Below are 23,398 nucleotides of genomic sequence, written 5' to 3'. Positions count from 1 at the left end.
ACAATTTACCTGGTTATATTATACTTTATATAAATAATCTTTTGAATAATTTAAATAAAAATAATGGACACCTCTTTCCTTAAGGTGTCCGAATTACACTCCTTTTTCAACCAGTTCATACACCTGCCGCCAGTCGGTAATCCGCGGCAAAGAATAAGGGAAATCGCGGTTATAAACGGCATCGACAATCACTGTGGGAATCTTGTTTTTCACCAGATTGAGCAGATGATTGGGTGCATCTTCAAAGAAGAGGTCAACCTGCACTTTTTTTGCCTCTTTTGCTTTATCTTGCGCCCCCATGATTAGGTTTTTCCCGTTGAATGGGAAGCCGTGCTTTTTCAGCCAATCTTCCGTCACTTTCCGAATGTTTTTCATCCCTGGACGGGCGGTGATGAAATAAATGGTGTGCCCGTTTTGCGCCAGGCGGTTCAACACTTCCGCCGCGTTCTTTAAAGGAAGGCCCAGCGTGTAAATCTCTTCTTCCAGCTTCCTCCATAATTTGGACGCTTCTTTTGGCGTCAGCCCATACGCCTTGTCCAGATAAAATTCCTTCACATCCTCAACGCGCACATTCCGCTTCAAGACCCGGTTATGCACCTCAACAGCCGCTCGTTGCGTATCTTTGATTGTTCCGTCAATGTCCACACCGATGATCATTAAACTCGCCTTCCTCGTATGAATGTCCATTTTAACCTTTCCCTGTCGGAGAGAAATTATTCTATTTAAAAATCAGTCCCTATTGACATGTTATCATACGTTTGCCGGGGGCGGAGGCGTGAATATGACAAAAAGCCCGGAACAAAATAAAAAACCCCGGATTGCATTGAATCCGAGGTGTCGTTCATTCTCATGCAAAAAAAAGGAGCCCCGTTATGCCGTGCTCCGTTCGTTTTGAACCTGCTCTCGCAGGTGGGTGTCCTGCACCTGAGTTCACAGTTCCGCTCTGAAGGCGGCTTCTGTTAGCTCAAATGACGCAGACTCCCTTTCGTTCGGGTGTTGGCTCAAAACATCCCGGCGGACACGCACATCGCAGGACTCATTTCGTGATTATATGTTACCAGATATTTAAAAGGAGATCAAGCTATCCCCCCACTTTTTACAGGAAATTCTATTTTTGCGGTTGTCTGATTTTAATGTGCAATTCCTCCAGCTGCTTTTCATCGACGGGGCTCGGGGCCTCTGTCAGCAGGCAGGTTGCACTTGCCGTTTTCGGGAAAGCGATGCACTCGCGCAAATTGCTCCGCCCGGCAAGCAGCATCACGATGCGGTCAAAGCCGAAGGCAATTCCTCCGTGCGGCGGAGCGCCATACTCAAACGCTTCAAGCAGAAAACCGAATTTTTCTTTTGCTTCCTCATTTGTAATGCCCAGCGCCTTAAACATTTTCTCCTGTACTTCGCGCCGGTAGATTCGTTGGCTTCCCCCGCCGATTTCGTAACCGTTCAGCACCATGTCATACGCCTGCGCCCGCACTTTGCCCGGGTCTGTATCCAGAAGCGGAATATCTTCCTCGAGCGGCATCGTAAACGGGTGGTGCATCGCATAGTAGCGCCCGTCTTCCTCCGAATACTCCAGCAGCGGAAACTCGGTGATCCAGACGAATTTATATTCATTTTCGGGAATGAGGTTCAATGCTTTTCCAAGGCGCAAACGCAGTTCGCCCAAGACGTTTGCCACTGTCTGCGGACGGTCGGCGACGAAGAATAACAGGTCGCCTGTTTCCGCTTTGGTTTTGCCAGCAATCGCATCGATCTCTTCCGGTGTGAGGAACTTGGCTACAGAACCTTTGACCCCTTCCTCTTTAAAGGACAGCCAGGCCAATCCCTTTGCGCCCAACGATTCAGCTGTTTTCCCCCACTGATCCACTTCCTTGCGGCTCCAGCCGGCACATCCCTTTACATTGACCGCCTTTACCTGGCCGCCGTTTTGGATGGTACCGCTGAACACCTTGAAGGAGGAATCGCGCAGCTCATCGGACAAATCCACCAGTTCCATTCCGAAACGCAGGTCCGGTTTATCCGACCCGAATCGCTCAATCGCTTCCCGGTAGGACATGCGCGGGAACGGAACGGGCACATCGACTCCGATCGTCTCCTTAAACAATGTCGCAACCATCTCTTCCATCATCGCCAGGAAGGTTTCCGGCGGAATAAATGACGTTTCAATGTCGATCTGGGTAAATTCCGGCTGCCTGTCCGCGCGAAGATCCTCGTCGCGGAAACAGCGGGCAAATTGAAAATAGCGCTCCATCCCCGCCACCATGAATAATTGCTTAAACAGTTGCGGTGATTGGGGCAATGCGTAAAACGAACCTTCGTGTACCCGGCTGGGAACGAGATAATCACGCGCTCCTTCCGGCGTGCTGCGCGTCAGCATCGGGGTTTCCAGTTCGATAAAGCCCCGCTCATCCAGGAAACGGCGCACCGACTGCATCGCACGGTGGCGGATCAGCATGGTCTCCTGCATTTTCGGGCGTCGCAGGTCGATATAGCGGTATTTGAGGCGAACCGCTTCTTCCACGTCGCTGTTGTCACGAATCGGGAACGGCGGTGTTTTGGCCGGATTAAAAATATGCACTTCTTCCCCGATGATTTCAATGTCGCCGGTCTCCATTTTCGGATTCACATTTTCCGGATCGCGGGCCGCAATCGTCCCGGTGATGGAGACCACATATTCGCTTCGCAACTGATCTGCCAAACGCGCAGCTTCCGGTGAAACTTCCGGCTGAAATACGATTTGCACAACGCCGGAGCGATCACGCAGATCCAGAAAAATCAAGCCTCCAAGATCCCGCCTCTTCTGCACCCAACCATTCAGGGTGACTCTCTCGCCGATTTTTTCCTTGGTGCATTCCCGGGCCTGATGTGTACGAAAGACGCTATCCATGCTGTTCCCTCCTCAACTTCTCTCTTTCAGGTATGGTATGAGTTCTTCCAGTTTGACCGTTTCCTGTTCGCCTGTAGCCAACTGCTTGACGTTGATCTGTCCCTGCTTCAATTCCTCATCACCCAGGATCGCCACAAAGCGTGCCTGCAAGCGGTCGGCTGCCTTAAATTGCGCTTTCAGCTTGCGGTCAAGGTAATCACGATCGGCAGTCAGGCCGGCATGGCGCATCTCGTTCAGCAGTTTCGCCCCGTAGAGCTTCGCTTCATCGCCGAGAGTAACCAGATAGCAGTCCAGTCCCGTTTTGACCGGAACATCCACTTTCTGCTCCCCGATCGCCAGCATCACCCGTTCCAGGCCGATGCCAAAGCCGACGCCCGGCATCTCCGGCCCGCCAAATTCTTCGACCAAACCGTTGTAGCGGCCGCCGCCTCCGATGGTGGAAGCCTGCGCGCCGGGAATATCGACCATAAATTCAAAAGCGGTATGTGTATAATAATCGAGTCCGCGCACGAGGCGGTCATTAATGACGTACTCGACGCCAAGCATATCCAGGTATTGTTTCAGCTGCTCAAAATGCTTCCGGGAAGGTTCATTCAAGTGATCGAGAATCGATGGCGCCCCTTGGGCGATCTCTTTCGTTTTCGGATCTTTGCTGTCGAGAATGCGCAGCGGATTTTTATAGAGCCGCCCTTGTGCTTCCGTCGACAATTCCGCTTTGTACGGCTCAAAGTATTCAATCAACTTTTCCCGGTATACGGCCCGGACTTCCGGATCACCAACGCTGTTGATCTCCGCCCGGACTCCTTTTAAACCGAGCGACTCAAAAAAATGAATCCCCAGCGAAATCACTTCCGCATCGAGGGCAGGGTCGGAGCTGCCGAAAACCTCAACGCCAAATTGATGAAACTGGCGCCGCCTTCCCGCCTGCGGATTTTCATAGCGAAACATCGGTCCCATGTAATACCATTTGGTTGGCTGCGGTTCGGCAAAAATCTTCTTTTCGACAAATGAACGTACAACCCCCGCTGTTCCTTCCGGTCTCAATGAAACGTCCCGTTTGCCCCGGTCCTGAAACGAATACATTTCTTTTTCCACAATATCGGTCGCTTCGCCCACACCGCGCTGAAACAGTTCCGTGTATTCAAAAATCGGGGTGCGAATCTCCTTGTAGTCATACAAACGGCAGATTTCCCGCGCTTTCGCTTCTGCCCATTGCCAAATCTCCACCTCACCAGGCATCAGGTCATCGGTGCCGCGGGGAATTTGGTATTTCGCCGAAGCTTTGAATTTCATGGCAAACCCTCCTTTTCGTTTCGTTCGTTCCACAAATTAAAAAATCTCCCGCCACTGACCTCTGTTTGTCAGGGACGAGAGATTGGTTAACGATTCCCGTGGTGCCACCCTAGTTGGAAAACGACACAAAGCCGATTTCCCACTCGATTCCCGTTATCGCCAGGATGACGTCTAAGTCTACTGACCGCTTGAGCGGTGTTCGGTTAGAACCTCCAGGTGTCTTTCGCCGATTCGTAACAAAGAGAACCTTTCAGCCCATGAGTTCTCCTCTCTAGTTGTCCGTCAATCGGGTACTTTTCCCTTCACAGGCAAGAATATAAGTCATTTAGCGGATTTGTTTACTCATTTTAAAGACCCGCCCCTCGTTTGTCAAGGAATTTTTAACATGTCATTAAGATTTCACGATTGTCCAGGTCTGTTCTCTCAGGAGAGACGCTTGACATGTGGTATAGTTTAAACAAAACCTGTCCGAATTAAAATGAAGGAGGCACAACTGATGAAACTGATGATCATGCTCGGCAGCATCAACATGGCACTGGCCATCGCCCTGGGAGCGTTTGGCGCACACGGTCTGGAAGGAAAAGTGAGCGAAAAGATGATGCAGATATGGAACACAGGCGCACATTATCACATCATCCACGGCCTGGCACTGATTGCAGTCGGTCTGATGCTGGCCAAAACGAACGGAAATGCGACTCTGCTCACTGTGGCCGGATGGCTGCTGTTTGCGGGAATCGTTTTCTTCTCGGGAAGCCTGTATGCTTTGGTGTTGTCCAATGTGAAAATTCTGGGGGCAATCACCCCGATCGGCGGTGTGTCATTTATTGCCGGATGGGTACTTGTCGCCGTCTCCGCCGCCAAATATCTCGGTTGAACAATTGCTTCACCGCTTTTTCCATTTGTTCTTGTCAAACGGGCCGGGCTCGAAGACAAAGCCCTTCCATTCCCATGAATCAAGGGGAAGGTATGACTTGTCCGCAATGTCGGCCGTTCCCTGCAAGTTCATTTGATCCCGGTTTCGGTCTTCCTTTTGGATTCGCCACATGAGTCGTTCCCACTTTCATGCCATTATTTTTATATAGCATACCCGAATCCGGCCGGGATCAGACCTCAAAAAATCTCTGCCACGGAGAGCGGATGCCGACAAACAGCATCCGGCCCTGATCTCAGCCAAAAAGTAGACACGAAAAAATCACCCGGTTATGGTAAAAGCTGATGTCCGTTTTACTGGCGTCAGCCTATTCAATTTCAGCTGAATCCGCTCTTATTTTGCAATTTTGTTTAAGTTCTTTCAGTTAAATGCCAGCTTCCCCCAATGAAATTCCCTCGAAGGAAGAGTAAGTCTTCTGCTTGAAATTCAAAAGCTTAAAGAGCTAAGTATGTTGAAACTCCCTTACGACCTGTTTAACAAGTTCCAGCAAAAAAGTTGAGAAAGTACCGATTACGTTATGCTTCGGAAAAATAAGTGAAATTCGCCGTCATCCGCCAGAAGTTCGATATACATTGTTATCTGCATATTCCGGGCTCGTTCTTGATCACAAACGATTTAGTGAAGCTTCTCATGATCATTGTTCATAACATCAACATTTTCTCTTGGTTAATCTGAAGCGAGGTAATTAATAATTTCTCTATTTGTAATATTCATTTCCTTAATAGTTAGATTTTTTGCCAAAACTGCAAAATAAGAATCTGCAGGTAGATTGATCTCTTCTAATTTAAAATTCCGATAACCCAGAGCCTTGATTAGCTGTTTATAAAAATCAGCTTGGGTCATCATATCGTTACTTCCCAAATGGTAGGTTCCGGTCATCCCCTTATTCATCAGATAGACGATTTGCTTGGCTAATACAATGTCTGTAGTACGATTCATATACAAATTACTATATACTGATATTCCCTGATTTTTAGCCAATTGCTCCAATAGACTGGTCATTCTTGGCGAGTTCTTGCCCCATACTTCAGAAATACGTAAAATCCCCACTCGATCAGACAAGATTTCTTTCAGCTCTTTTTCACAATTCCATTTATATTGTCCATATGAACTTTCTGCAACAGTTTCATCATCTTCATAATGAGGTTTGTCAATTGAACCATCAAAGACATTGGTTGTAGAACAAAAGTACATCAGCCCTCCCTGCTCTTTTTGGTATTCTGCCACTCTGCAGTGAAAGATTAATTGCTTTTCAAAATCGCCTCTTAGTGCAAGAAACGTAATATCAGGCTTTACATCTTCTAATATTTGATCGAGCTTGTCTAGATCTCCAATTTCAAGTTGAAAACACTTCTCTTTTGGAAGGATAGGGAGGTTTTTATTATATGTGCCATAAATATTATAGTTACCAAATAATGACAATTGATTGATTAATGCTTTGCTTACAGTTCCGCTAGACCCAAAGATCAAATCCTTTTCATAAAATTTCTCCTCTGGTTATGAATACTGAGAAAATTTTTATAAAAATTGTACGTTTAGACATATTTAGATACAAATCAACCGACTCCTTAACGAACAAGGAGTCGGTTGATTTATTTTCTTGCTTATCTTTCCAGATACAACAGCGTTGCTGTCACTGTCACCAAGTGCAAACTAAATTCGTTTCTTGGGCAAATGACAGCAAAATCAATTGATACTTCCGCACCCCTTAAAGTAATTTCACAGTTTTTTCTCTAACCACTTTAAGGAGATCATGTCAGAAGTGACAGAGGTCTTTTTAACCCTTCAAGACTTCTTCGACATGTTTTACCACATTGTCCACGTTAAAGCCGAATTTCTCCATAACCAATCCGCCTGGTGCCGATGCGCCGAAATGATCAATGCCGATCACGCTTCCCTGATCACCGACATAGCGATCCCAGCCGGCCGGATGCGCTGCTTCCACGGCGACACGGGCCCTGACGGACGGCGGCAGGATCGAATCGCGATACTCTTTCGGTTGCGCCTCAAACTGCTCGCGGCAAGGCATGCTGACAACCCGCACCGCAATGCCTTTTTCCTGCAGTTTGGCCTGAGCCTCCACCGCCAGGCTGACTTCTGATCCGGTGGCGATGATGATCGCTTGAGGCTGTCCGCCTTGCGCTTCGGATACGACATAAGCGCCTTTCTCGATGATCTCTTTATCCTTGCCTACGGTACCGGGCAAAATGGGGAGATTTTGCCGAGTCAGTGCCAGAACGACCGGATGTTCCGTCTGGGAGAGGGCGTATTGCCAAGCAGCAGCCGTTTCGTTGGCGTCCGCCGGACGAATCACTCGCAATCCCGGGATCAGGCGCAGCGACGGAACCTGTTCGATCGGTTCGTGAGTCGGGCCATCTTCGCCCACGGCAATGCTGTCATGGGTGAAGACATAGACAGCCGGCAGTTTGGAAAGAGCGGCCAAACGAATCGCCGGACGCAAATAATCGGAGAACACGAGGAACGTTCCGCCGTATGCGCGCACACCACCGTGCAGCAGCATTCCGTTGAGGGCTGCCCCCATTCCGTGCTCACGCACACCGAACCAGATATTCCGGCCGCTGTAATCTTCAGCGTGGAATGTGCCTTCCTCTTTCATCAAGGTGTTATTGGACGAAGCGAGGTCAGCTGATCCGCCAACCAGCGCCGGAACGCTTTTTGCCAGAGCCTGCAAAACCGCTCCGGACGCCGCCCGTGTGGCTATCGGTTTATCGCCGGTGTTGAACTTCGGCAGGCTTTGCTCCCATCCTTCCGGCAATTCACCGCGAATGGCCCGGTGCAATTCTCTGGCCAGATCCGGATAGCGCTCTTCATACTGCTTCATCAAATCCTGCCATGCTCCCTCTTTTTCAGCCAAACGGGACTGAATATCGGCAAAGTGTTGCCGCACTTCGGCCGGAACATGGAACGGCTCTTCGGAAGGCCAGTTGTACGCTTTTCTTACGCCGGCAACTTCTTCCTGCCCAAGCGGCTTCCCATGCGCTTCCGAGGTGCCGGCACGGTTCGGGCTGCCGTAACCAATCACAGTACGGATCTCGATCAGGGTCGGGCGGTTCGGCTCTTGTTTTGCCTCTTCAATCGCCCGTCCGATCGCTTCGATGTCATTGCCGTCTTCCACGCGCAGGTATTGCCATCCGTAAGATTCATACCGTTTTTGTACACTTTCCGTAAAGGAATGAGCCAATTCGCCGTCCAGGGAAATGTCATTGGAGTCGTACAGAGCAATCAGTTTTCCCAGACGAAGGTGTCCGGCGAGCGAACTGGCTTCGGCGGATACGCCTTCCATCAGATCCCCGTCGCTGCAAAGAACATAGGTATAATGGTCGATGACGTCCAATCCCTCGCGGTTAAATTTCGCGGCGAGATGCGCTTCGGCCATCGCCATGCCGACCGCCATGGAAATCCCCTGTCCGAGCGGCCCTGTCGTCGCTTCCACCCCAGGTGTATGTTTTACTTCCGGATGTCCCGGTGTCAGGCTGCCCCATTGGCGGAAACTTTTAAGATCATCCATGGACAAAGGATAGCCAAACAAATGCAACAAGCTGTATAGTAAAGCAGAACCGTGCCCTGCTGACAAAACGAAGCGGTCACGATTAAACCAGTTGGGATTCGCCGGATTGTGGTTCATGTGTTTTGCCCATAATTCATAGGCCATCGGCGCGGCGCCCATCGGCAATCCGGGGTGGCCTGAATTGGCTTTTTCCACTTGATCGATTGACAGCATGCGAATAGTATTAATCGCCAGTTGTTCGATATTTTTCAAGGTTGGTTCCCCCTTATGGTTCTACTTCCTATGTAATAAGGAATGATACTCTTTTGGGCAGTTCTTGGCAACTCCCTCCGTCCTTCCGGAAAACCGGACACCACCCAAAGGGTTGCCGTTTCTTGAGTTTTGTTGCGGGCCGGGTTGCGGTGTTCCCCTGACCTCCCGTCGTTCCAAATGGGTGGTCAGGGTTTCATCCGCCCCCCTGACGGAGTTTTCATTCCCGTTTTGCCCGAACAAAACACATCTTTTTACAGAGGCGAATCCAAAACAAAGTCCCAAGACAGAAGCCCATCGGATCCTGATGCTTTTTGCTCCCGGTTCTTTCGCCACAAAAGCCGCTGGTGAAAAACACCAATCCCCTACTATTTAAGTTTGTCGTCAGCCTGCACTGATTATCCCGTTTTTTTACTTTCCAATAAGAGCGTGACAGGACCGTCGTTTACCAGTGACACTTCCATCATGGCGCCAAAAATTCCCGTTTCCACTTTTACCCCGTACTCACGCAGGATTTCGTTAAACCGCCGGTAAAGCGGTTCAGCCAGGTCGGGTTTTGCCGCATCCATAAAATTGGGGCGGCGGCCTTTGCGGCAATCGCCGTACAGGGTAAATTGGGAAACAGACAAAATGCTCCCCCCGACATCGAGGAGAGAGTGATTCATTTTGCCTGTCTCATCTTCAAAGATGCGCAGATTTACTACTTTATCCGCGAGATAGCGCAAATCCTCTTCGGTATCCCCCTGGGTAAAACCGACGAGCAAAAGAAGCCCGTGACCGACCGCACCTGTACACTCGTTATTCACCGTGACGCTCGCTTCTTTTACCCGCTGCAGAACGATTCTCATCTTACCTTCCCCTTACTGTATGATCCGTCTGACACTGTAAATATCCCGTACCCGTTTGACGCGTTCAACGACCGATTGCAGGTGATTGATATTTTGAATCCCGATCCGAATATGAATGGAAGCGATTCCGCGGCGATTGGTTTTGGCGCTGACCGCGGAAAGCTGGGTATTGGCATTATTGACCACTTGCAGGACATCGTTGAGCAGCCCTTGCCGGTCAAAACCGGTTACCTCTATATCAACCGGATATTGATGTGACGTGTTGCTGTCCCATTCCACTGCGATACGCCGCTCTTCCGGTACCGACTTCAGATTGGGGCAATCCGAGTGGTGGACGGTAACCCCGCGCCCTTGGGTGACATACCCGTCAATATCATCGCCCGGAACCGGATTGCAACATCGCGACAAACGAATCAACAGATTGTCAACACCTTTTACCCTGACACCGTGATCCACCTTGCGATGATGGCGCGGAAGGGATTTGACCTCCGGCAGCACGACCGGTTTTTGCTCTTTCAATCCATCAGTCAAACGATGAACCACCTGGGCCGTGGAAATTCCGCCATAACCGACGGCGGCAAAGAGATCATCCGCTTCATGGAAATTGAATTTGCTCGTCACTTCTTCGATCCGCTCCGTCGTCAGCACTTCGGATACGTCGAAATCATGCTTGCGCAGAAGCGCCTCCACCATCTCCCGGCCTTTGGCGATGCTTTCTTCCCGGCGTTGTTTTTTAAACCAGTTGCGGATTTTGCTCCGCGCATGGGAAGATTTTACGATATTCAGCCAATCCTGACTAGGTCCGTAACTGTGCTTGGAAGTGAGGATTTCCACAATATCGCCCGTTTTTAGCTGATAATCGAGCGGCACGATCTTTCCGTTCACTTTGGCCCCGATACAAGTATTTCCGATTTCCGTATGAATGCGGTAAGCAAAATCCAAAGGCACGGAACCGACCGGCAGCTCAATCACATCTCCCTTCGGTGTAAATACAAACACCGAATCGGAAAACCAGTCCATTTTGAGGCTTTCCACAAACTCCTGGGCATCCCGCGTTTCCTGTTGCAGTTCCATCATCTCGCGGAACCATTTCAGCTTTTCCTCAAATTTGCTGTTTTCAACCGTCGTTCCTTCTTTATAAGCCCAATGGGCGGCAATCCCGTATTCCGCGGTACGGTGCATCTCCATCGTCCGGATCTGCACTTCGATCGGCTCGCCTTTGGGTCCGATCACCGTGGTGTGAAGGGACTGGTACATATTTGCCTTCGGCATGGCGATATAATCTTTAAACCTGCCGGGCATCGGCTTCCAGATCGTGTGAATAATGCCGAGAACAGCGTAACAATCGCGGATCGATTCCACGATGACGCGGACGGCCATCAGATCATAAATCTCATTAAATTCCTTGTTTTGCGATACCATCTTGCGGTAAATGCTGTAAATGTGCTTGGGCCGTCCCGATATATCCAGCACATTGACATTATCCCGGAGCCGTTCTTTTAGCGTGTGGATGATCTCATCCAGGTATTTCTCCCGTTCGGCCCGTTTTTTCTTCATCAGGTTGACGATTCGATAATACTGCTGCGGATTGAGGTAGCGGAGAGAGATATCTTCCAACTCCCACTTGATCTTGGATATGCCCAGGCGGTGGGCCAGGGGGGCGAAAATTTCCAATGTTTCCTTCGATTTTTGTCTTTGTTTGTGTTCCGGCATGTATTTAAGGGTTCGCATATTATGGAGGCGGTCGGCCAACTTAATGATAATCACGCGAATATCCTGTGCCATCGCCACAAACATTTTGCGGTGATTTTCCGCCTGGTGCTCTTCATTGGATTTGAATCGCATCCGCTTTTTCAGTTTGGTCACACCATCCACCAACTGACGAACCGCCATGCCAAATTCCGCTTCCACCTGTTCCAGGGTCACACCGGTATCTTCCACCACATCGTGCAGGAGAGCCGCAATCAATGTCGTGACATCCATTTTCAAGTTGGCCAGAATTTCCGCGACTTGCACCGGATGATGAATATAAGGTTCGCCGGATTTGCGGTATTGCCCGCGATGGGCCTGTTCCGCAAACCGATATGCCCTCTCCAACTGGTTGACTTCCTCATGCGTCAAATAGTCAGCTGATATATTCAGAAGTTGCTCGATCGGCATTTGTTCAGTCGGCATGTTTTTCTCACTTCCGTCACCCTGAAAATAATTTTCCTATTATTATCTCCCAAGCCTTTGGGAAAGTAAAGAGAGGCTTTCTGGAAGCAATGGCACGGAAAAAAGAAAAAGCCGGCTGACAACCAACCGGCGGGCAGGGTTACTGACGAAAGTTGAGCTTTTTAAAGCCTCCCGTCTGCTTGCGAATATAGAGGTATATGACCGATAATATGATGGCAGCGATTGTCATCATGCCGTACTTGGCATAATCTTTGGTCACCAGCATGACGACCGGGGCCACCACCACCCCCAGATACGCAGTCCACTCAAACGAGGAGAGCAACAACTTCCAGACTTTATATAAATAATCGCGAATATTGAAATCAGCCGTGTTGAACATCTCTTTGAACAGCAAAACAAGCAACCCAATCATCCAAACGATGACAGAAACCATAAACACATGAGAAAATCCCATGATAAAGGTCATAAATCCTTCTTGAAACCCTTCCACTTGATTTCCTCTCTCCTTAATTATTTGAAATAACTACATCAACATATTAGAGTAAAGTTTCACTTGCTGCAAATGAAATATATGAAAAATTATTAAGAATCATCCCTGCTGAAGACGACTATTTCCCCCTTCCGCTTCATCACATAACCATTGGCAGGGACAATAACGGCAATGTCTGCCCGGTTTGGCCGGGAGGATGTTTTCTTTTCCCGCGCGCAACCAGTCCATGCTTTGGTGGATCTCGGAAGCCGTGCTCCTCTCCCACTCCTCCGTCACTTGCCACGTGAACTCCCGGTTCGGTGAAAGAAAATAGAGCGTGGCCCACTCAGGGGAGAACCCCCATTTGCGCCTGCATGCCCAAACATACAGTTTCAGCTGCGGCAAGTACTCCTGCGCAATTTGCTCCAACTCCCTGGCAGGAGTGCGATCCGTTTTGTAATCGACGATTTCCAGGCTGCCATCCGGGCGTCTCCAGACAGCGTCAATCACGCCATGCAGGCGAAGTCCGCCTTCTTCCAGAGTAAACTCCGTCTCTGTCATGGAAAAAGAGCCGCTTCTCCTCTCTGTGTAAAAACGGCTGTGAAGAAAAGAGGTCAGATCAGGCTTGATCTCCTCCATCACCCTCTGCCGGTCGGCGTCCGGAATCCCGTGCTCTTCCCATACCGTTTGGAACGTTTCTTCCCAGGACAGCCGCCCTCTGTTCGGATCGGATAAAAGCTCGATTATCCGGTGAACGATGCTGCCCCGCTTTGTTGCCGGCAGACCAGACGGCGCTCTGGATGATCCGGTCTCCGGCGAAGCCGGTTCTCTCAGGTCGGGGACTCCCATGACCTTCGCGAACCAGTGGCGGCGCGGGCAATTGAACAGGTTTTTCCACTCAGTCACACTGATCTCCAGCCCGTCCCTTCCGTCCCATCTTTCTTTTTTCAGAAGCAAAAGTTCCGGTTCCTCCCTGACGGATGACCGGGAAAGGTCAAATTCCCCCGCGAGCATCATGTCCAAGGCTGATCTCTTTTCCCGCTCTTCCTTTATTCCCGCATCAATCTCCACCAGGCGCAGCGGGCAACAATCCGGGGAAAATCGCCATTCTCCGCGCTCCGAGTCAAGCCCCTCCAGACCGAGCGCGCCGATGATCCACTCGCTCCATTTCGTCGATCCCGCCTCTTTGGATGCTTTCAACGAGCCGCTCAAAACAAGGCGCCGCTCCGCCCTGGTCATGGCCACGTACAAAAGGCGCACCGATTCTTCCCATTCCATCTTCCGGTTTTTTTCCTTCGCTTCCTGATAACGCGCCGGTTCACATTTCACCCCGTTCTCATCCCACAGCAAGGAGACTAGGCCGGACTTTTCATCCACCCAGCATTCCGGAAAACGCACGTGCGGTGCGGAATGCAAATCAGGCAAGAAAACAACCGGGAACTCCAGCCCTTTTGCCTGATGGACGGTCATGATTTTCACGCTGTCACCATGTTCAGGCTCAATGGCCGCTTCAGTTTCGCGCGCCTGTTCGTCCGCCAGCCTCCGCATCCAATCGAGATAAGACGGAATGGAAAAGACAGTAAATCCTTCCAGCCTGCGTGCCTGTTCGATCAGTTTTTTCAGGTTGGCTGCCACCTGTTGCCCGCTCTCCGTTGCCCACATGACAGTGAGATATCCGCTTTCCCGGACCAGCATTTCCAGCAGATCGGCAATGCGCACAGATCCGGCCATTTTTGTCATCCGTTCGAGGAAATTGCCAAAATTGAAGAGTTTCAGCCTCTCACCTTCATCCAGTCCGGCCATTCGGCTCCAATCAAAAATGGTTCCTTCCCATGATTGCATCAGGGCAATCCGCGTGATGGTCACATCGGACACTCCGCAAAAAGGAGAGCGCAAAACGACCGCCCAAGCATGATGATCCTCCGGATGGATCAGAAGCTGCAGTAGAGAAAGGATATCCTTCACTTCTTGCTGGTCAAAAAACCCCCTTCCCTTCACTACATAACAGGGAATATCCATCCGCCTCAGCGCTTGCTCCCACGTTTTTACATGGGTCATCGTTCGCAGCAGAATGGCAATTTCAGCAGGTCGGGCGCTGTTTTCTTCAGTGATCATCTGTTTGATCCGGCTCGCGACCAGATTCGCTTCGGCCTCCCGCTCAGTCAGACCGGGAGGAAGTTCCTCCTTTTCCGAGACCCTGAGCCACTCCACTGCCCCCCCGGAACCTTCGGCCTCCCGTTTGGCCCGCAGCGGCTGAAAACAGTTGGGAGATCCTTGATCCTGATTCATGATCCGTCCAAACACAAAATTAACCATCGAGATGAGTTCGGGGTGAGAGCGAAAATTGTCGGAAAGGACATGTACCTTCCCGTGCGAATGCGATTCCGTCTCTGCCCTGATTTGCTGGAACAGAAAAACATCGGCGCCGCGAAAGCGGTAAATCGACTGCTTCGGATCACCGACGACAAACCATTTCCCCGGGGTTACTTCTCCCCGGTCATCTTTGGTGATCAGATCGATCAGCCGCTTTTGCAATTCATTGGTATCCTGAAACTCATCGATCAAAAGATAGCTGATCCCTGCCTGCACTTCGGCGCGCACCGCCGGATTTCTCTCCAGGCATTCACACAGGCGCCACTGCAATTCATCATGATCCACTCCGCCTCTTTCCGCTTTCCCTTCCTGGTATCGGATCTGCGCCTGTTCCAGCAAACGACAGAAGAGACGAAGCCAGGTCTCTTCTTCGTCCAGATGCAGCATCCCGGAATATAGAGACACCAGTTCCCTGTGCATCTCCCTGCAAGTTTTTAGCGCTGCCGCCGTTTCCGGCGCTTTGCTCCAGTTCACTTTTATGCTGGCTTCGATTCCCTGAAGCAGTTTCAGGCGTTCGGAGACCGTATTCCTTTGCTGCCATTCCCCTGGCAGATCCGGACAGGCCCGGCGAAAAGCTTCCGCTCGTTTGCTCCCGCGCAAACCGCGCAAATATTCCGCCGCTTCCAAAAAGGACTGTTCCCAAAGCGGCAGCTGCTCCCGCCTCTTCTTTTCCAATTGAGTCCGGCAAGCGTCCAAATGCCGGATGGTTATCTCTCTCAGCCGCTTCACTGTCCAGCCGTACTGGAAAAGCCGCTCCAATGCACCGGCCAGCAGCCTCTTTGCTTCTTCGATGCCGAGCGCGACCAGCCAATGGCGCAGCATGCCATTTTTCTCCCCATATGCGGCAAATCCGTCCCTGATCGCCTCTTCAGCCGCGTCGAGCATCAACGCCCGGCTCACCGCTTCGTCCAATACATCAAAGTCAGGGGAAAGACCGGCCTCAAGCGGATAACGTTTCAGCAGGCTGTGGCAGAAGGAGTGGATCGTCGAAATGCGCGCCCGGCTGAGCTCGGCCAAAAGTCTCCGCCATCCGTTCGCCTTTTCCCGCTCCCCCCTCGCCAGCGCTTCCGCCCGCTTCACCTTGATCCCTGTGCGTATTCTCTCTTTCATCTCCGCCGCCGCTTTGTCCGTAAACGTGATGGCAACAATTCTCTCCAAGGCATCCGGATCAAGCCGGCTGTGTTCCAAAATCTTCAAATACCGTTCCGTTAACACCCGCGTTTTTCCCGATCCTGCCCCCGCATAGACAATGCTGTTTTCATGCAGGGTATCCACTGCCCGCTTTTGCTCCTCCGTCAAATGAATCGACTTGTTCATCCGTTTCCCGTCCTCCATTTTTCAGCGCGTTCCCCGCTTTTTTGAAAGAATCCACGCATCGACGCGGCAAATATGGCGCGCCGGACAAAAACGGGGACAATCCCAGGTGGGCGAGACGGCAAAATCCCCTTGTTCCGCTTTGCTTAATGACTGGTCGATCAAGCGCTGAATATTCTCTTCCGTTTTCCGCCAGTCATCCGGATCGAGGGATTTTCTCGGATTCAACCCGACGCGTCCGGTTTCCTCTTTGCGCCATAACCCTTTATTTCGCTGGTTTGCCGCCGCGTTTCCTCCGTTTCCTTTCACATAATAAGCGCTGCCGATCGCCAAAGCGGGATCTTGCCCGAATCCTTGCTGATAAACCCATAAATAAAGGGGAAGTTGCAAACTTCTGCCTTGGCCGATCTGTTCGATTGTCGGAACCGTTCCCGTTTTGTAGTCGTAAATGGCATAATATCCTTCTTCATCGCGGTCGATCCGATCCATTTTCCCCTGCAACCGCACTTTTCTTTTCCCGCCGAGCACCAGCGTGACCGGCTCCGGACGCGAAGCGGGATCAAGCCGCCCCGTCTCCACATCCTCCTTGCAAACCGGCAATCCAAACGATAGTTCCAGATGGGCGGGAGCCGCATAAAATCCGGTTTTACGGCGCCATTCTTTTTCATGTTTCCAGATGGAAAGCAGTTTCTGCTTGATCCGGAATTTGTCGATCATGAGGTAAAAGGGATCCCGCTCCCTTTCTTCATCGCGCAACACCTCATCCGCCAGTTGTTCCAGACGGGCCAGCGCCCTTTCTTCATCCGCAAACGTCCATCGTCCCCGGCGATATTCATGAAAGAAACGGCATAAGATCTCATGAATCCGTTCCCCTTCTTCCCGCCAGGATAAACCCCGCTGCGGTGCTTCCTTTTCCGCTGCCTTCCACAATCGGATCGCCAGAAACTGAAAGCGGCATTCCACCAGGTGATTTAAAGCGCCGGCGCTCCAAACCCGCTTTTCCATTGCTCCCGCGATCCCCCGTGGAATGATTCCGTCATATCGGGTAAACACGGCTCCCCGGCGAAAGCGCTCCGCCTGAATGCGCGCCAGTAAATCCCGGCCTTTTTCTTGATCGGCACCAAGCATCTTCATGAACATTTCCAATGCCGGGTGTCCTTCTTCATCGAGAATTCTCTCCCCGTTTCGCAGTTGGATCAAGGCCTGGGCGAGTCCCTGTCCGTCGGAAAAACACCATTCCCAGCCGGCCGGCCGAATTCGTTGGGGAACATCGAGGGAAACGGTTTTTACACTGGCAAAAAGATCGGTGCACTCCTCCAAAAAAGGGGAGGGAAGCTGTTTTTTTCCTTCTTCGTCGGTATGCGGATAAGAGAGGACCAGCAGCTCGGTTGCCAGAGAGATCCCGGTAAAGAAAGGAAGCCGCTGTCGCTGGCGCAGTTCCCCTGAAGTCTCCAGCAAAATGCCTTCGGAGCGCAGGCGAACCCGTTCCGCGTCCGGGAGCAACCAATGATCAGCAAAAGGCCGGGGCCACCTTCCTTCGGCCAAACCAACCATAAACACAGCGCGAACCGGCTCTGCCAAACCCTGGTTTGCCTCCAGGATGCGAATGCCGCGCCGCTCTCCCTCCCGCGCCGTCAATTCACACCGCTCCGCCATCTGCATCAAAAACTGAACAAACTGCCGGTCGGTGACTTTTCTGTCACCAAAAATCCCTTCCAGGCTATCGCCCCATTGCCGCACCATTCGGTAGAGGGCATGCCATCCCTTCATTTCATAGGCAGCGAGCCAGGAAAGTTCCTTTTCGGCAATCAGTTCGCGCCAACGGTCAACCCGTTTCAAGGGCCTGATCCATTCAAGAAACCATTTTCCCCACTCCGCCCATGTCTGCGAATTCGGTATCGCTTCCATCCAGGCATCGCACTTTAAACCATTTTCTTCAGACACCGGCAAAAAAGGAGAGTACAGAAGCTCTTCCACCTTTTTTCCGCCGTCATCCCGTGCCGAAAAAACAGCATGAATCATTTGTAAAAGGGGATGCGAACTCAGGAAATGCCTTTCTTCCGTGCGGACGGGAATCCCGGCTTCATCCAGCTTTTGATGAAGAAGCGGGGCGTACGCCTCCCGGTCTGATGTCAAGATCACCGCATCGTCCAGGTGGTTTTTCTCTGACAACAGCCATTGTTTCAAGCGGGCGACAACCATTTCCACCTCCGCTTCCATTCCCGGTGCGGCAATCACTTCCAGACCATCCGAATGAGGAAAAACCGGCGGATCGTCGTCGAAAACGTGTTCTGCCAAATGCCTGAGCGAATCACGGCGGACTCTCCCGCTGCCGGATCCGATTTCTCCGGCGATCCGGAACCCTCTGCAGGTGAGTCGCTCAATCAGCGGTTTCACCAATCTGCCCAGCCTCTCCCGCCCTTTCGGAACAATCAGATGCACATGAATCTCCACTTGTGTGACCAACTGGCCCAACAGGAGTTCCTGCAAACGATTCAGCTCATAAAAATGCCGCAAAACCAGGCGGCCGGGAAGCGAAACGGATTCCGGTTCCCGCTGGAATGAGCGCATCAATTCCATATACGGCTCTTCATGATCCCACAAGTTCCCTTCCCAAAGCAGCTCCTGATATTTTTCATAAATGGCGGCCAACTCCCGATATTTCGGTTCGTGCTTTTCCCACAATCGCTTCAGCCTGACCGGGCTGACCCCGGATCGCTTTAATTCGCCGATCACCTGCTCGATCATGCTGACACCGCCTCCCGGTTCGCTCAAAACCGTCGCAAGAGCGGTCAAGGGATGGTCCATATTTGCCCGCTGCACCGCTTCCAGCACGACCCATTGCTGCTCGGACGGTGACATCAGCCGCTGCCCGCGGTCCGGCAAGCAGGCACGCACAAAGCGGTCAAATGTCATCCGATTTTCCTGCATGTTCAAACCCATCCGGCTCAATCCGGGATCAATATAAACCGTATCGGAAATAGCCCATTCCGTTCCGCCGGGCAAATCCGCTCCATTTCCAATTTCAGGATCGAAATGTAAATAGAGCCAACCAGCCATGTGCCTGTTCCCGCCTTCCTTTTCTTCGTATATTTCAGTTAAAACAAGACACGTTAAAGAGAGATGATGATGGAGGTGAAAAAAATGGCAAGGAAAAAAGTGATTAAACAAAAAAAATTGCCGGAAGCAGCAGAGGAAATCAGAGACGACGTCGAATTTTCCAATGAGTTTTACGCCGATGAACCCACCCGTCATGTGATCAGTGCGATTCAAGAAAGTTATAGTCAGGCAGGAATCCCCGAACAAGAATAGAAAAATATTTGTTGTTCACGTCCCATGTCTTACATGGGACACCTTCTTTACGTATGATTTAGAAATAAAATTTATTGCACAAAGAGAAGAAATAGCATACACTTTTTTTTGATGCTATAATATAGAAACGTAAAATCAACTCGTTTTTCCTACTATATTTTTCGGGGTTTTCCCGAAGTTTTAGGCCTTTTTCTGTTCTTTTTATCCGATTATCTTATGAACATATTTGCTACAATCTTTTGTTTATTTGCAAACTTTCACCCCTGAACGGGAGGTTGCTTATGTTAAAAAGCACGAAAAGCACTTTGTATGAGAGACTGGGCGGAGAACAAACGATTGCCGCGGTGATCAATGAATTTTACAACCGCATGATCCAGGATGACCGGGTGAATCACCACTTTATCGGAGTTAATATGGAAGCGCTTCGGCGTCATCAAATTACTTACTTTATGAGTTTTGCCCTTGGCGGGCCCAAACGGTACGAAGGCAGCACCCTTCGCCAATCCCATGCCGGATTGAACATCACATCCGAAGAGTACGAAATCGCGATCAAGCACTTGAACAGCTCCCTGCGCAAGTTTAACGTTCAGCTTGAGGATATCGCCAGGGTGGAAGCTTTTTTGCGCAGTGTCAAACCTCATATCATTTATAAATAGCTTTGCAGGAGAAGCTCACCGGCACAACTGGATTCCGCGATGAGCTTCTTCGTTGTTCACTCCCATTTCTTCACAATCAAACTCACATTGTGCCCGCCAAAACCAAATGAATTGCTCATGACATAACGGCATTCTTTTCGTCTGGCCACATTGGGCACATAATCGAGATCGGCCCCCTCATCCGGTTCCTCCCAGTTAATTGTCGGAGGAATCAGGCCGGTATTCAGGGTCTGAACCGAAGCGATCATCTCAACCGCTCCTCCCGCCCCCAACATATGACCGGTCATCGATTTGATCGAACTTACAGGAACACGCCCGGCGTCATCCGCGAACACCTGCTTGATCGCCTGCGTTTCAATCCAGTCATTCAGCCGGGTTCCCGTTCCATGCGCATTGATATAATCGATTTGACCGGGAGAGAGACCCGCATCTCTTAAAGCCAAACGCATCGCTCCGGCCGCCCCTTCTCCGTCCGCCCGCGGTGACGTGATGTGATAGGCATCGGTGGTCACCCCATACCCTATCAGTTCGGCCAAAATCGGCACATTCCTGCGCAAAGCATGCTCTAACTCTTCCAAAACAAGCACCCCTGCCCCTTCGCCAGCCACAAAACCGTCGCGGTTGCGATCAAAAGGCCTCGAAGCCTTGGCCGGTTCTTCATTTTTCCTGGAGAGTGCGCGAATTTTGGAAAAAGCGGCCAAACCGAGCGGCGTGATCGGTGCTTCCGTTCCTCCGGCCAGAACAATATCCGCCTCCCCATACTGGATGGCTCGCATCGCCTCCCCGATGCAACTGCTCCCGGTGGCACAGGCAGTCACCACAGCAGCAGACGGTCCCCGTGCTCCCAGCGCGATGGCAATTTCGCCGCTAGCCATGTTGGAGAGCATCGATGGAGCCAGGTAAGGGCTGAGACGATTGGGTCCCTTTTCCAATATTCTTCTGTATTCCTGCTGAATCATCGCCAATCCGCCGCTGCCCGAACCGACCATCACGCCAACGCGCTCCGCATCCCATTTATCCTCATGTAATTGTGCACGGTGAAAAGCCTGTTTGGCGGCAATCACCGCATATTGGGAAAATAAATCCATCCTCCGGGCATCTTTGGCATCAAGGTAATCCTCCGGATCATAGTCGTGGATCTCCGCAGCAATCTTCGTGGGAAAATCGCACGGATCGAATCGGGTAATCGGGCCTGCCCCGCTTTTTCCGGCGACCAGGTTTGCCCAAAAAGTATCCGGATCTTTTCCCAGCGGCGTTAAACAGCCATATCCCGTTACTACCACTCGTCTTTTAACCATCGGCCACACCTTTCCCGGAAAAACATTTGGATTCCATTGTAGTTTGCCGGAAAAGAGGAAAAATCATGCAGAAATAAAAAACCGGCCGGGATAGAGCATCACCGGAAAAGAGACTTAAGCAAGGCCGGGATGGAAGCAGGGCATCCGGAACCAGAGCGGACCAAAACCCGGTACCACATAAAAAACCCTTTGCCGGCAAGGGACAAAGGGTTAAATCAAGGCTTAATCGATTTCGATGATTTTAAATTGTATGGTACCGGAAGGTGTCGCAACATGAACGACATCATCGACACGACGCCCGATCAATTCTTTTCCAATCGGCGATTCGTTTGAAATTTTAAATTCGGACGGATTCGATTCAGCGCTTCCAACAATCGTATATGTTTCCCGATCGCCGTCGGGAAGTTCCTGAATGGTCACTTTTGAACCGACGCTCACAACATTTTTATCCAAATTGGAACCGATGATTTTCGCATTGCGAATCATATTTTCCAGCGTAATAATCCGGGATTCAATAAACGCCTGCTCTTCTTTTGCTGCATCGTACTCGGAGTTTTCGCTTAAATCACCCTGGGCGATCGCCTCTTTCAAGCGTTGTGCCACTTCATGACGTTTCGTCGTTTTGAGATGTTCCAATTCCTGCTTTAATTTCTCCAGTCCTTCTTCCGTTAACAAAACCTCTTTATTATTTTGCGACATGTAATTTACCTCCTTCAATCGACAACAGACCGCTTTGGACGGCAGGAATTTCCGCCGCCGGCACGGCTTTTTCATCCCGCGTTGTAAGCGATTACACAACACTTTCCTCGCGCAGTCACCCGTTTTTGCCCGATCCGGCAAAAGGGTTAAGCCAAAAATCAAGCTGCTGAATATATTAGCACATTTGCTTGTTTCGTCCAAGGCATTCGGAAAATTTTCCACACCTTTTATTTTCCCTGAAGACGCCGGGATCTCATTTCCCATACTTCTTCATTAACCAAATACCTTGGCTTTTTCCCTGCAAAGTAATCTGCTAGATTTTGCACCGCAAGCTCAGCCATCGCTCTTCGCGTCTCTTTCGTGGCGCTGCCAAGATGAGGGGCGAGCACAACATTGTCCAGCCGGATGAGCTCGTTGGGAACCAACGGTTCACGTTCATACACGTCCAACGCCGCGCCGGCTATTTTCTTCTCCTGCAACGCACGGATCAGTACCTGTTCATCGACGACTGCACCGCGCGCCGTATTGATGAGAAATGCCGATTCTTTCATCTGCCCGAGTTCCCTTGCCCCGATCAGATGATGAGTGGCCGGGGTATACGGCGTATGCAAGGAAACAAAATCGGATTCCGCCAGCAAAGAATCGATATTGGCAAATTGTAACCCCAACTCCCTCTCGATTGCAAGAGGCAGACGCGTGCGTGAATAATAAAGAATATTCATGGCGAAGCCCCTGGCCCGTCGCGCGACTGCCCGGCCGATTCGCCCCATGCCGATGATGCCGAGCGTTTTTCCGGTGACTTCGGTTCCTTGCATAAACGACGGCTCCCAACCCCGCCAACGTCCCTGGCGAACCAGGCGGTCCCCTTCGGTAACTCTCCGCGCAACATCGAGCAACAGCGCCCACGTGAGATCGGCAGTGGCCTCAGTCAAAACATCCGGCGTATTGGTTACGACAATACCTCTTTTGCTGGCCGCTTCAAGATCAATATGATTGTAACCCACCCCGTAGTTGCTGATGATTTGAAGCCGTGGACAAGCTTCGATCACTTTTTCCCCAATCGGGTCGGTTACGGTGCAAAGGAGCGCATCCTTCCCTTGCAGCCGCTGAATGATCTCCTCCTGTGTCCATGCTGCTTTGTTTGACACGATGTCAAGCTCAGCTTCAGTTTGCAATCGCTCCAGCATCTGCCGGTCGATTTCATGCGTAACCAACACCTGATGGTTCAATCTGGCTCCTCCTCATTTCCTTCTACGATTCTTATATAAGTATTGTTAGTAATCGTAATAATATTCGACAAAAAGGTGCGTCTTCCCTTCTGAATACCCTGTTTATTCAAAATAAAACGGAAATTTCCTCTGGCTTTCA

The 23,398-nt window shown here is 50.8% G+C and carries 16 protein-coding genes and 1 other RNA gene; 3 read left to right on the top strand and 14 right to left on the bottom strand.

Annotated elements, in window-relative coordinates:
• Window positions 1-93: 93 nt before the first annotated feature.
• The 4 genes from I8U19_RS03835 to hisS form a co-directional block, all read right to left on the bottom strand.
• A complete protein-coding gene (locus I8U19_RS03835) occupies window positions 94-687 on the bottom strand; it encodes a 5' nucleotidase, NT5C type (RefSeq protein ID WP_081943821.1) in 594 nt (197 codons plus the stop codon).
• Between the two features lie 173 nt (window positions 688-860).
• Window positions 861-1,039, bottom strand: a non-coding RNA gene (gene ssrS, locus I8U19_RS03830) — 6S RNA.
• A 69-nt stretch (window positions 1,040-1,108) separates the two neighbouring features.
• On the bottom strand, window positions 1,109-2,884 hold the full coding sequence (gene aspS, locus I8U19_RS03825; RefSeq protein ID WP_033100902.1) for an aspartate--tRNA ligase: 1,776 nt from the start codon (window positions 2,882-2,884) through the stop codon (window positions 1,109-1,111).
• A gap of 12 nt (window positions 2,885-2,896) precedes the next feature.
• Window positions 2,897-4,177 carry a histidine--tRNA ligase gene (gene hisS / locus I8U19_RS03820; protein ID WP_033100901.1) on the bottom strand — a complete coding sequence of 427 codons (1,281 nt, stop codon included), beginning with the start codon at window positions 4,175-4,177 and terminating at the stop codon, window positions 2,897-2,899.
• 496 nt (window positions 4,178-4,673) lie between these two features.
• Between hisS and I8U19_RS03815 the strand changes: the two genes are divergently transcribed.
• Window positions 4,674-5,051 (top strand): DUF423 domain-containing protein, encoded by a 378-nt coding sequence (locus I8U19_RS03815; protein ID WP_033100900.1) that lies wholly within the window; start codon window positions 4,674-4,676, stop codon window positions 5,049-5,051.
• Window positions 5,052-5,774: 723 nt separating this feature from the next.
• Here the strand turns inward: I8U19_RS03815 and I8U19_RS03810 are convergent.
• The 7 genes from I8U19_RS03810 to I8U19_RS03780 form a co-directional block, all read right to left on the bottom strand.
• Window positions 5,775-6,578, bottom strand: a complete 804-nt coding sequence (locus I8U19_RS03810; protein WP_198055227.1) for a sugar nucleotide-binding protein — start codon at window positions 6,576-6,578, stop codon at window positions 5,775-5,777.
• Window positions 6,579-6,885: 307 nt separating this feature from the next.
• Window positions 6,886-8,889: a transketolase gene (gene tkt, locus I8U19_RS03805; protein ID WP_033100899.1), complete on the bottom strand. Its 2,004-nt coding sequence runs from the start codon at window positions 8,887-8,889 to the stop codon at window positions 6,886-6,888.
• 395 nt (window positions 8,890-9,284) lie between these two features.
• On the bottom strand, window positions 9,285-9,734 hold the full coding sequence (gene dtd, locus I8U19_RS03800; protein ID WP_033100897.1) for a D-aminoacyl-tRNA deacylase: 450 nt from the start codon (window positions 9,732-9,734) through the stop codon (window positions 9,285-9,287).
• A gap of 12 nt (window positions 9,735-9,746) precedes the next feature.
• Entirely contained in the window at window positions 9,747-11,909 is a 2,163-nt protein-coding gene (locus tag I8U19_RS03795) for a RelA/SpoT family protein (protein ID WP_198055226.1), read from the bottom strand.
• Between the two features lie 139 nt (window positions 11,910-12,048).
• Window positions 12,049-12,399, bottom strand: a complete 351-nt coding sequence (locus I8U19_RS03790) for a hypothetical protein (RefSeq protein ID WP_198055225.1) — start codon at window positions 12,397-12,399, stop codon at window positions 12,049-12,051.
• 99 nt (window positions 12,400-12,498) lie between these two features.
• Window positions 12,499-16,068 carry a UvrD-helicase domain-containing protein gene (locus tag I8U19_RS03785; RefSeq protein ID WP_198055224.1) on the bottom strand — a complete coding sequence of 1,190 codons (3,570 nt, stop codon included), beginning with the start codon at window positions 16,066-16,068 and terminating at the stop codon, window positions 12,499-12,501.
• A 21-nt stretch (window positions 16,069-16,089) separates the two neighbouring features.
• Complete coding sequence (locus tag I8U19_RS03780; RefSeq protein ID WP_198055223.1) at window positions 16,090-19,125, bottom strand: PD-(D/E)XK nuclease family protein; 3,036 nt, start codon at window positions 19,123-19,125, stop codon at window positions 16,090-16,092.
• An 84-nt stretch (window positions 19,126-19,209) separates the two neighbouring features.
• Here I8U19_RS03780 and I8U19_RS03775 point away from each other — a divergent pair, with 84 nt between their 5' ends.
• Window positions 19,210-19,377 (top strand): hypothetical protein, encoded by a 168-nt coding sequence (locus tag I8U19_RS03775; RefSeq protein WP_160173838.1) that lies wholly within the window; start codon window positions 19,210-19,212, stop codon window positions 19,375-19,377.
• Window positions 19,378-19,658: 281 nt separating this feature from the next.
• A complete protein-coding gene (locus I8U19_RS03770) occupies window positions 19,659-20,033 on the top strand; it encodes a group I truncated hemoglobin (protein ID WP_033100890.1) in 375 nt (124 codons plus the stop codon).
• A 56-nt stretch (window positions 20,034-20,089) separates the two neighbouring features.
• Here the strand turns inward: I8U19_RS03770 and fabF are convergent, their stop codons facing one another.
• From fabF to I8U19_RS03755, 3 genes are all read right to left on the bottom strand, one after another.
• Entirely contained in the window at window positions 20,090-21,331 is a 1,242-nt protein-coding gene (gene fabF / locus I8U19_RS03765) for a beta-ketoacyl-ACP synthase II (protein WP_033100889.1), read from the bottom strand.
• Between the two features lie 222 nt (window positions 21,332-21,553).
• Window positions 21,554-22,030, bottom strand: coding sequence for a transcription elongation factor GreA (greA, locus tag I8U19_RS03760; RefSeq protein WP_033100888.1), 477 nt, complete (start codon window positions 22,028-22,030; stop codon window positions 21,554-21,556).
• A 227-nt stretch (window positions 22,031-22,257) separates the two neighbouring features.
• The gene (locus tag I8U19_RS03755) at window positions 22,258-23,259 is read right to left on the bottom strand and encodes a 2-hydroxyacid dehydrogenase (protein WP_198055222.1); all 1,002 of its coding nucleotides are present in this window, start codon (window positions 23,257-23,259) and stop codon (window positions 22,258-22,260) included.
• Window positions 23,260-23,398 lie beyond the last annotated feature (139 nt).

Source organism: Thermoactinomyces sp. CICC 10523 (assembly GCF_016055105.1).
Classification (GTDB): domain Bacteria; phylum Bacillota; class Bacilli; order Thermoactinomycetales; family Thermoactinomycetaceae; genus Thermoactinomyces_A; species Thermoactinomyces_A daqus.
Note: the sequence above shows the minus strand (reverse complement) of the source record. Positions and strands in the feature narration are given on the sequence as shown.

What these genes read in the sequence shown, in the direction of transcription:
- I8U19_RS03835 (WP_081943821.1), bottom strand. Translation starts at nt 687, where the DNA reads ATGGACATTCATACGAGGAAGGCGAGTTTAATGATCATCGGTGTGGAC.
- aspS (WP_033100902.1), bottom strand. Translation starts at nt 2,884, where the DNA reads ATGGATAGCGTCTTTCGTACACATCAGGCCCGGGAATGCACCAAGGAA.
- hisS (WP_033100901.1), bottom strand. Translation starts at nt 4,177, where the DNA reads ATGAAATTCAAAGCTTCGGCGAAATACCAAATTCCCCGCGGCACCGAT.
- I8U19_RS03815 (WP_033100900.1), top strand. Translation starts at nt 4,674, where the DNA reads ATGAAACTGATGATCATGCTCGGCAGCATCAACATGGCACTGGCCATC.
- dtd (WP_033100897.1), bottom strand. Translation starts at nt 9,734, where the DNA reads ATGAGAATCGTTCTGCAGCGGGTAAAAGAAGCGAGCGTCACGGTGAAT.
- I8U19_RS03795 (WP_198055226.1), bottom strand. Translation starts at nt 11,909, where the DNA reads ATGCCGACTGAACAAATGCCGATCGAGCAACTTCTGAATATATCAGCT.
- I8U19_RS03785 (WP_198055224.1), bottom strand. Translation starts at nt 16,068, where the DNA reads ATGAACAAGTCGATTCATTTGACGGAGGAGCAAAAGCGGGCAGTGGAT.
- I8U19_RS03780 (WP_198055223.1), bottom strand. Translation starts at nt 19,125, where the DNA reads ATGGCTGGTTGGCTCTATTTACATTTCGATCCTGAAATTGGAAATGGA.
- I8U19_RS03775 (WP_160173838.1), top strand. Translation starts at nt 19,210, where the DNA reads ATGGCAAGGAAAAAAGTGATTAAACAAAAAAAATTGCCGGAAGCAGCA.
- I8U19_RS03770 (WP_033100890.1), top strand. Translation starts at nt 19,659, where the DNA reads ATGTTAAAAAGCACGAAAAGCACTTTGTATGAGAGACTGGGCGGAGAA.
- fabF (WP_033100889.1), bottom strand. Translation starts at nt 21,331, where the DNA reads ATGGTTAAAAGACGAGTGGTAGTAACGGGATATGGCTGTTTAACGCCG.
- greA (WP_033100888.1), bottom strand. Translation starts at nt 22,030, where the DNA reads ATGTCGCAAAATAATAAAGAGGTTTTGTTAACGGAAGAAGGACTGGAG.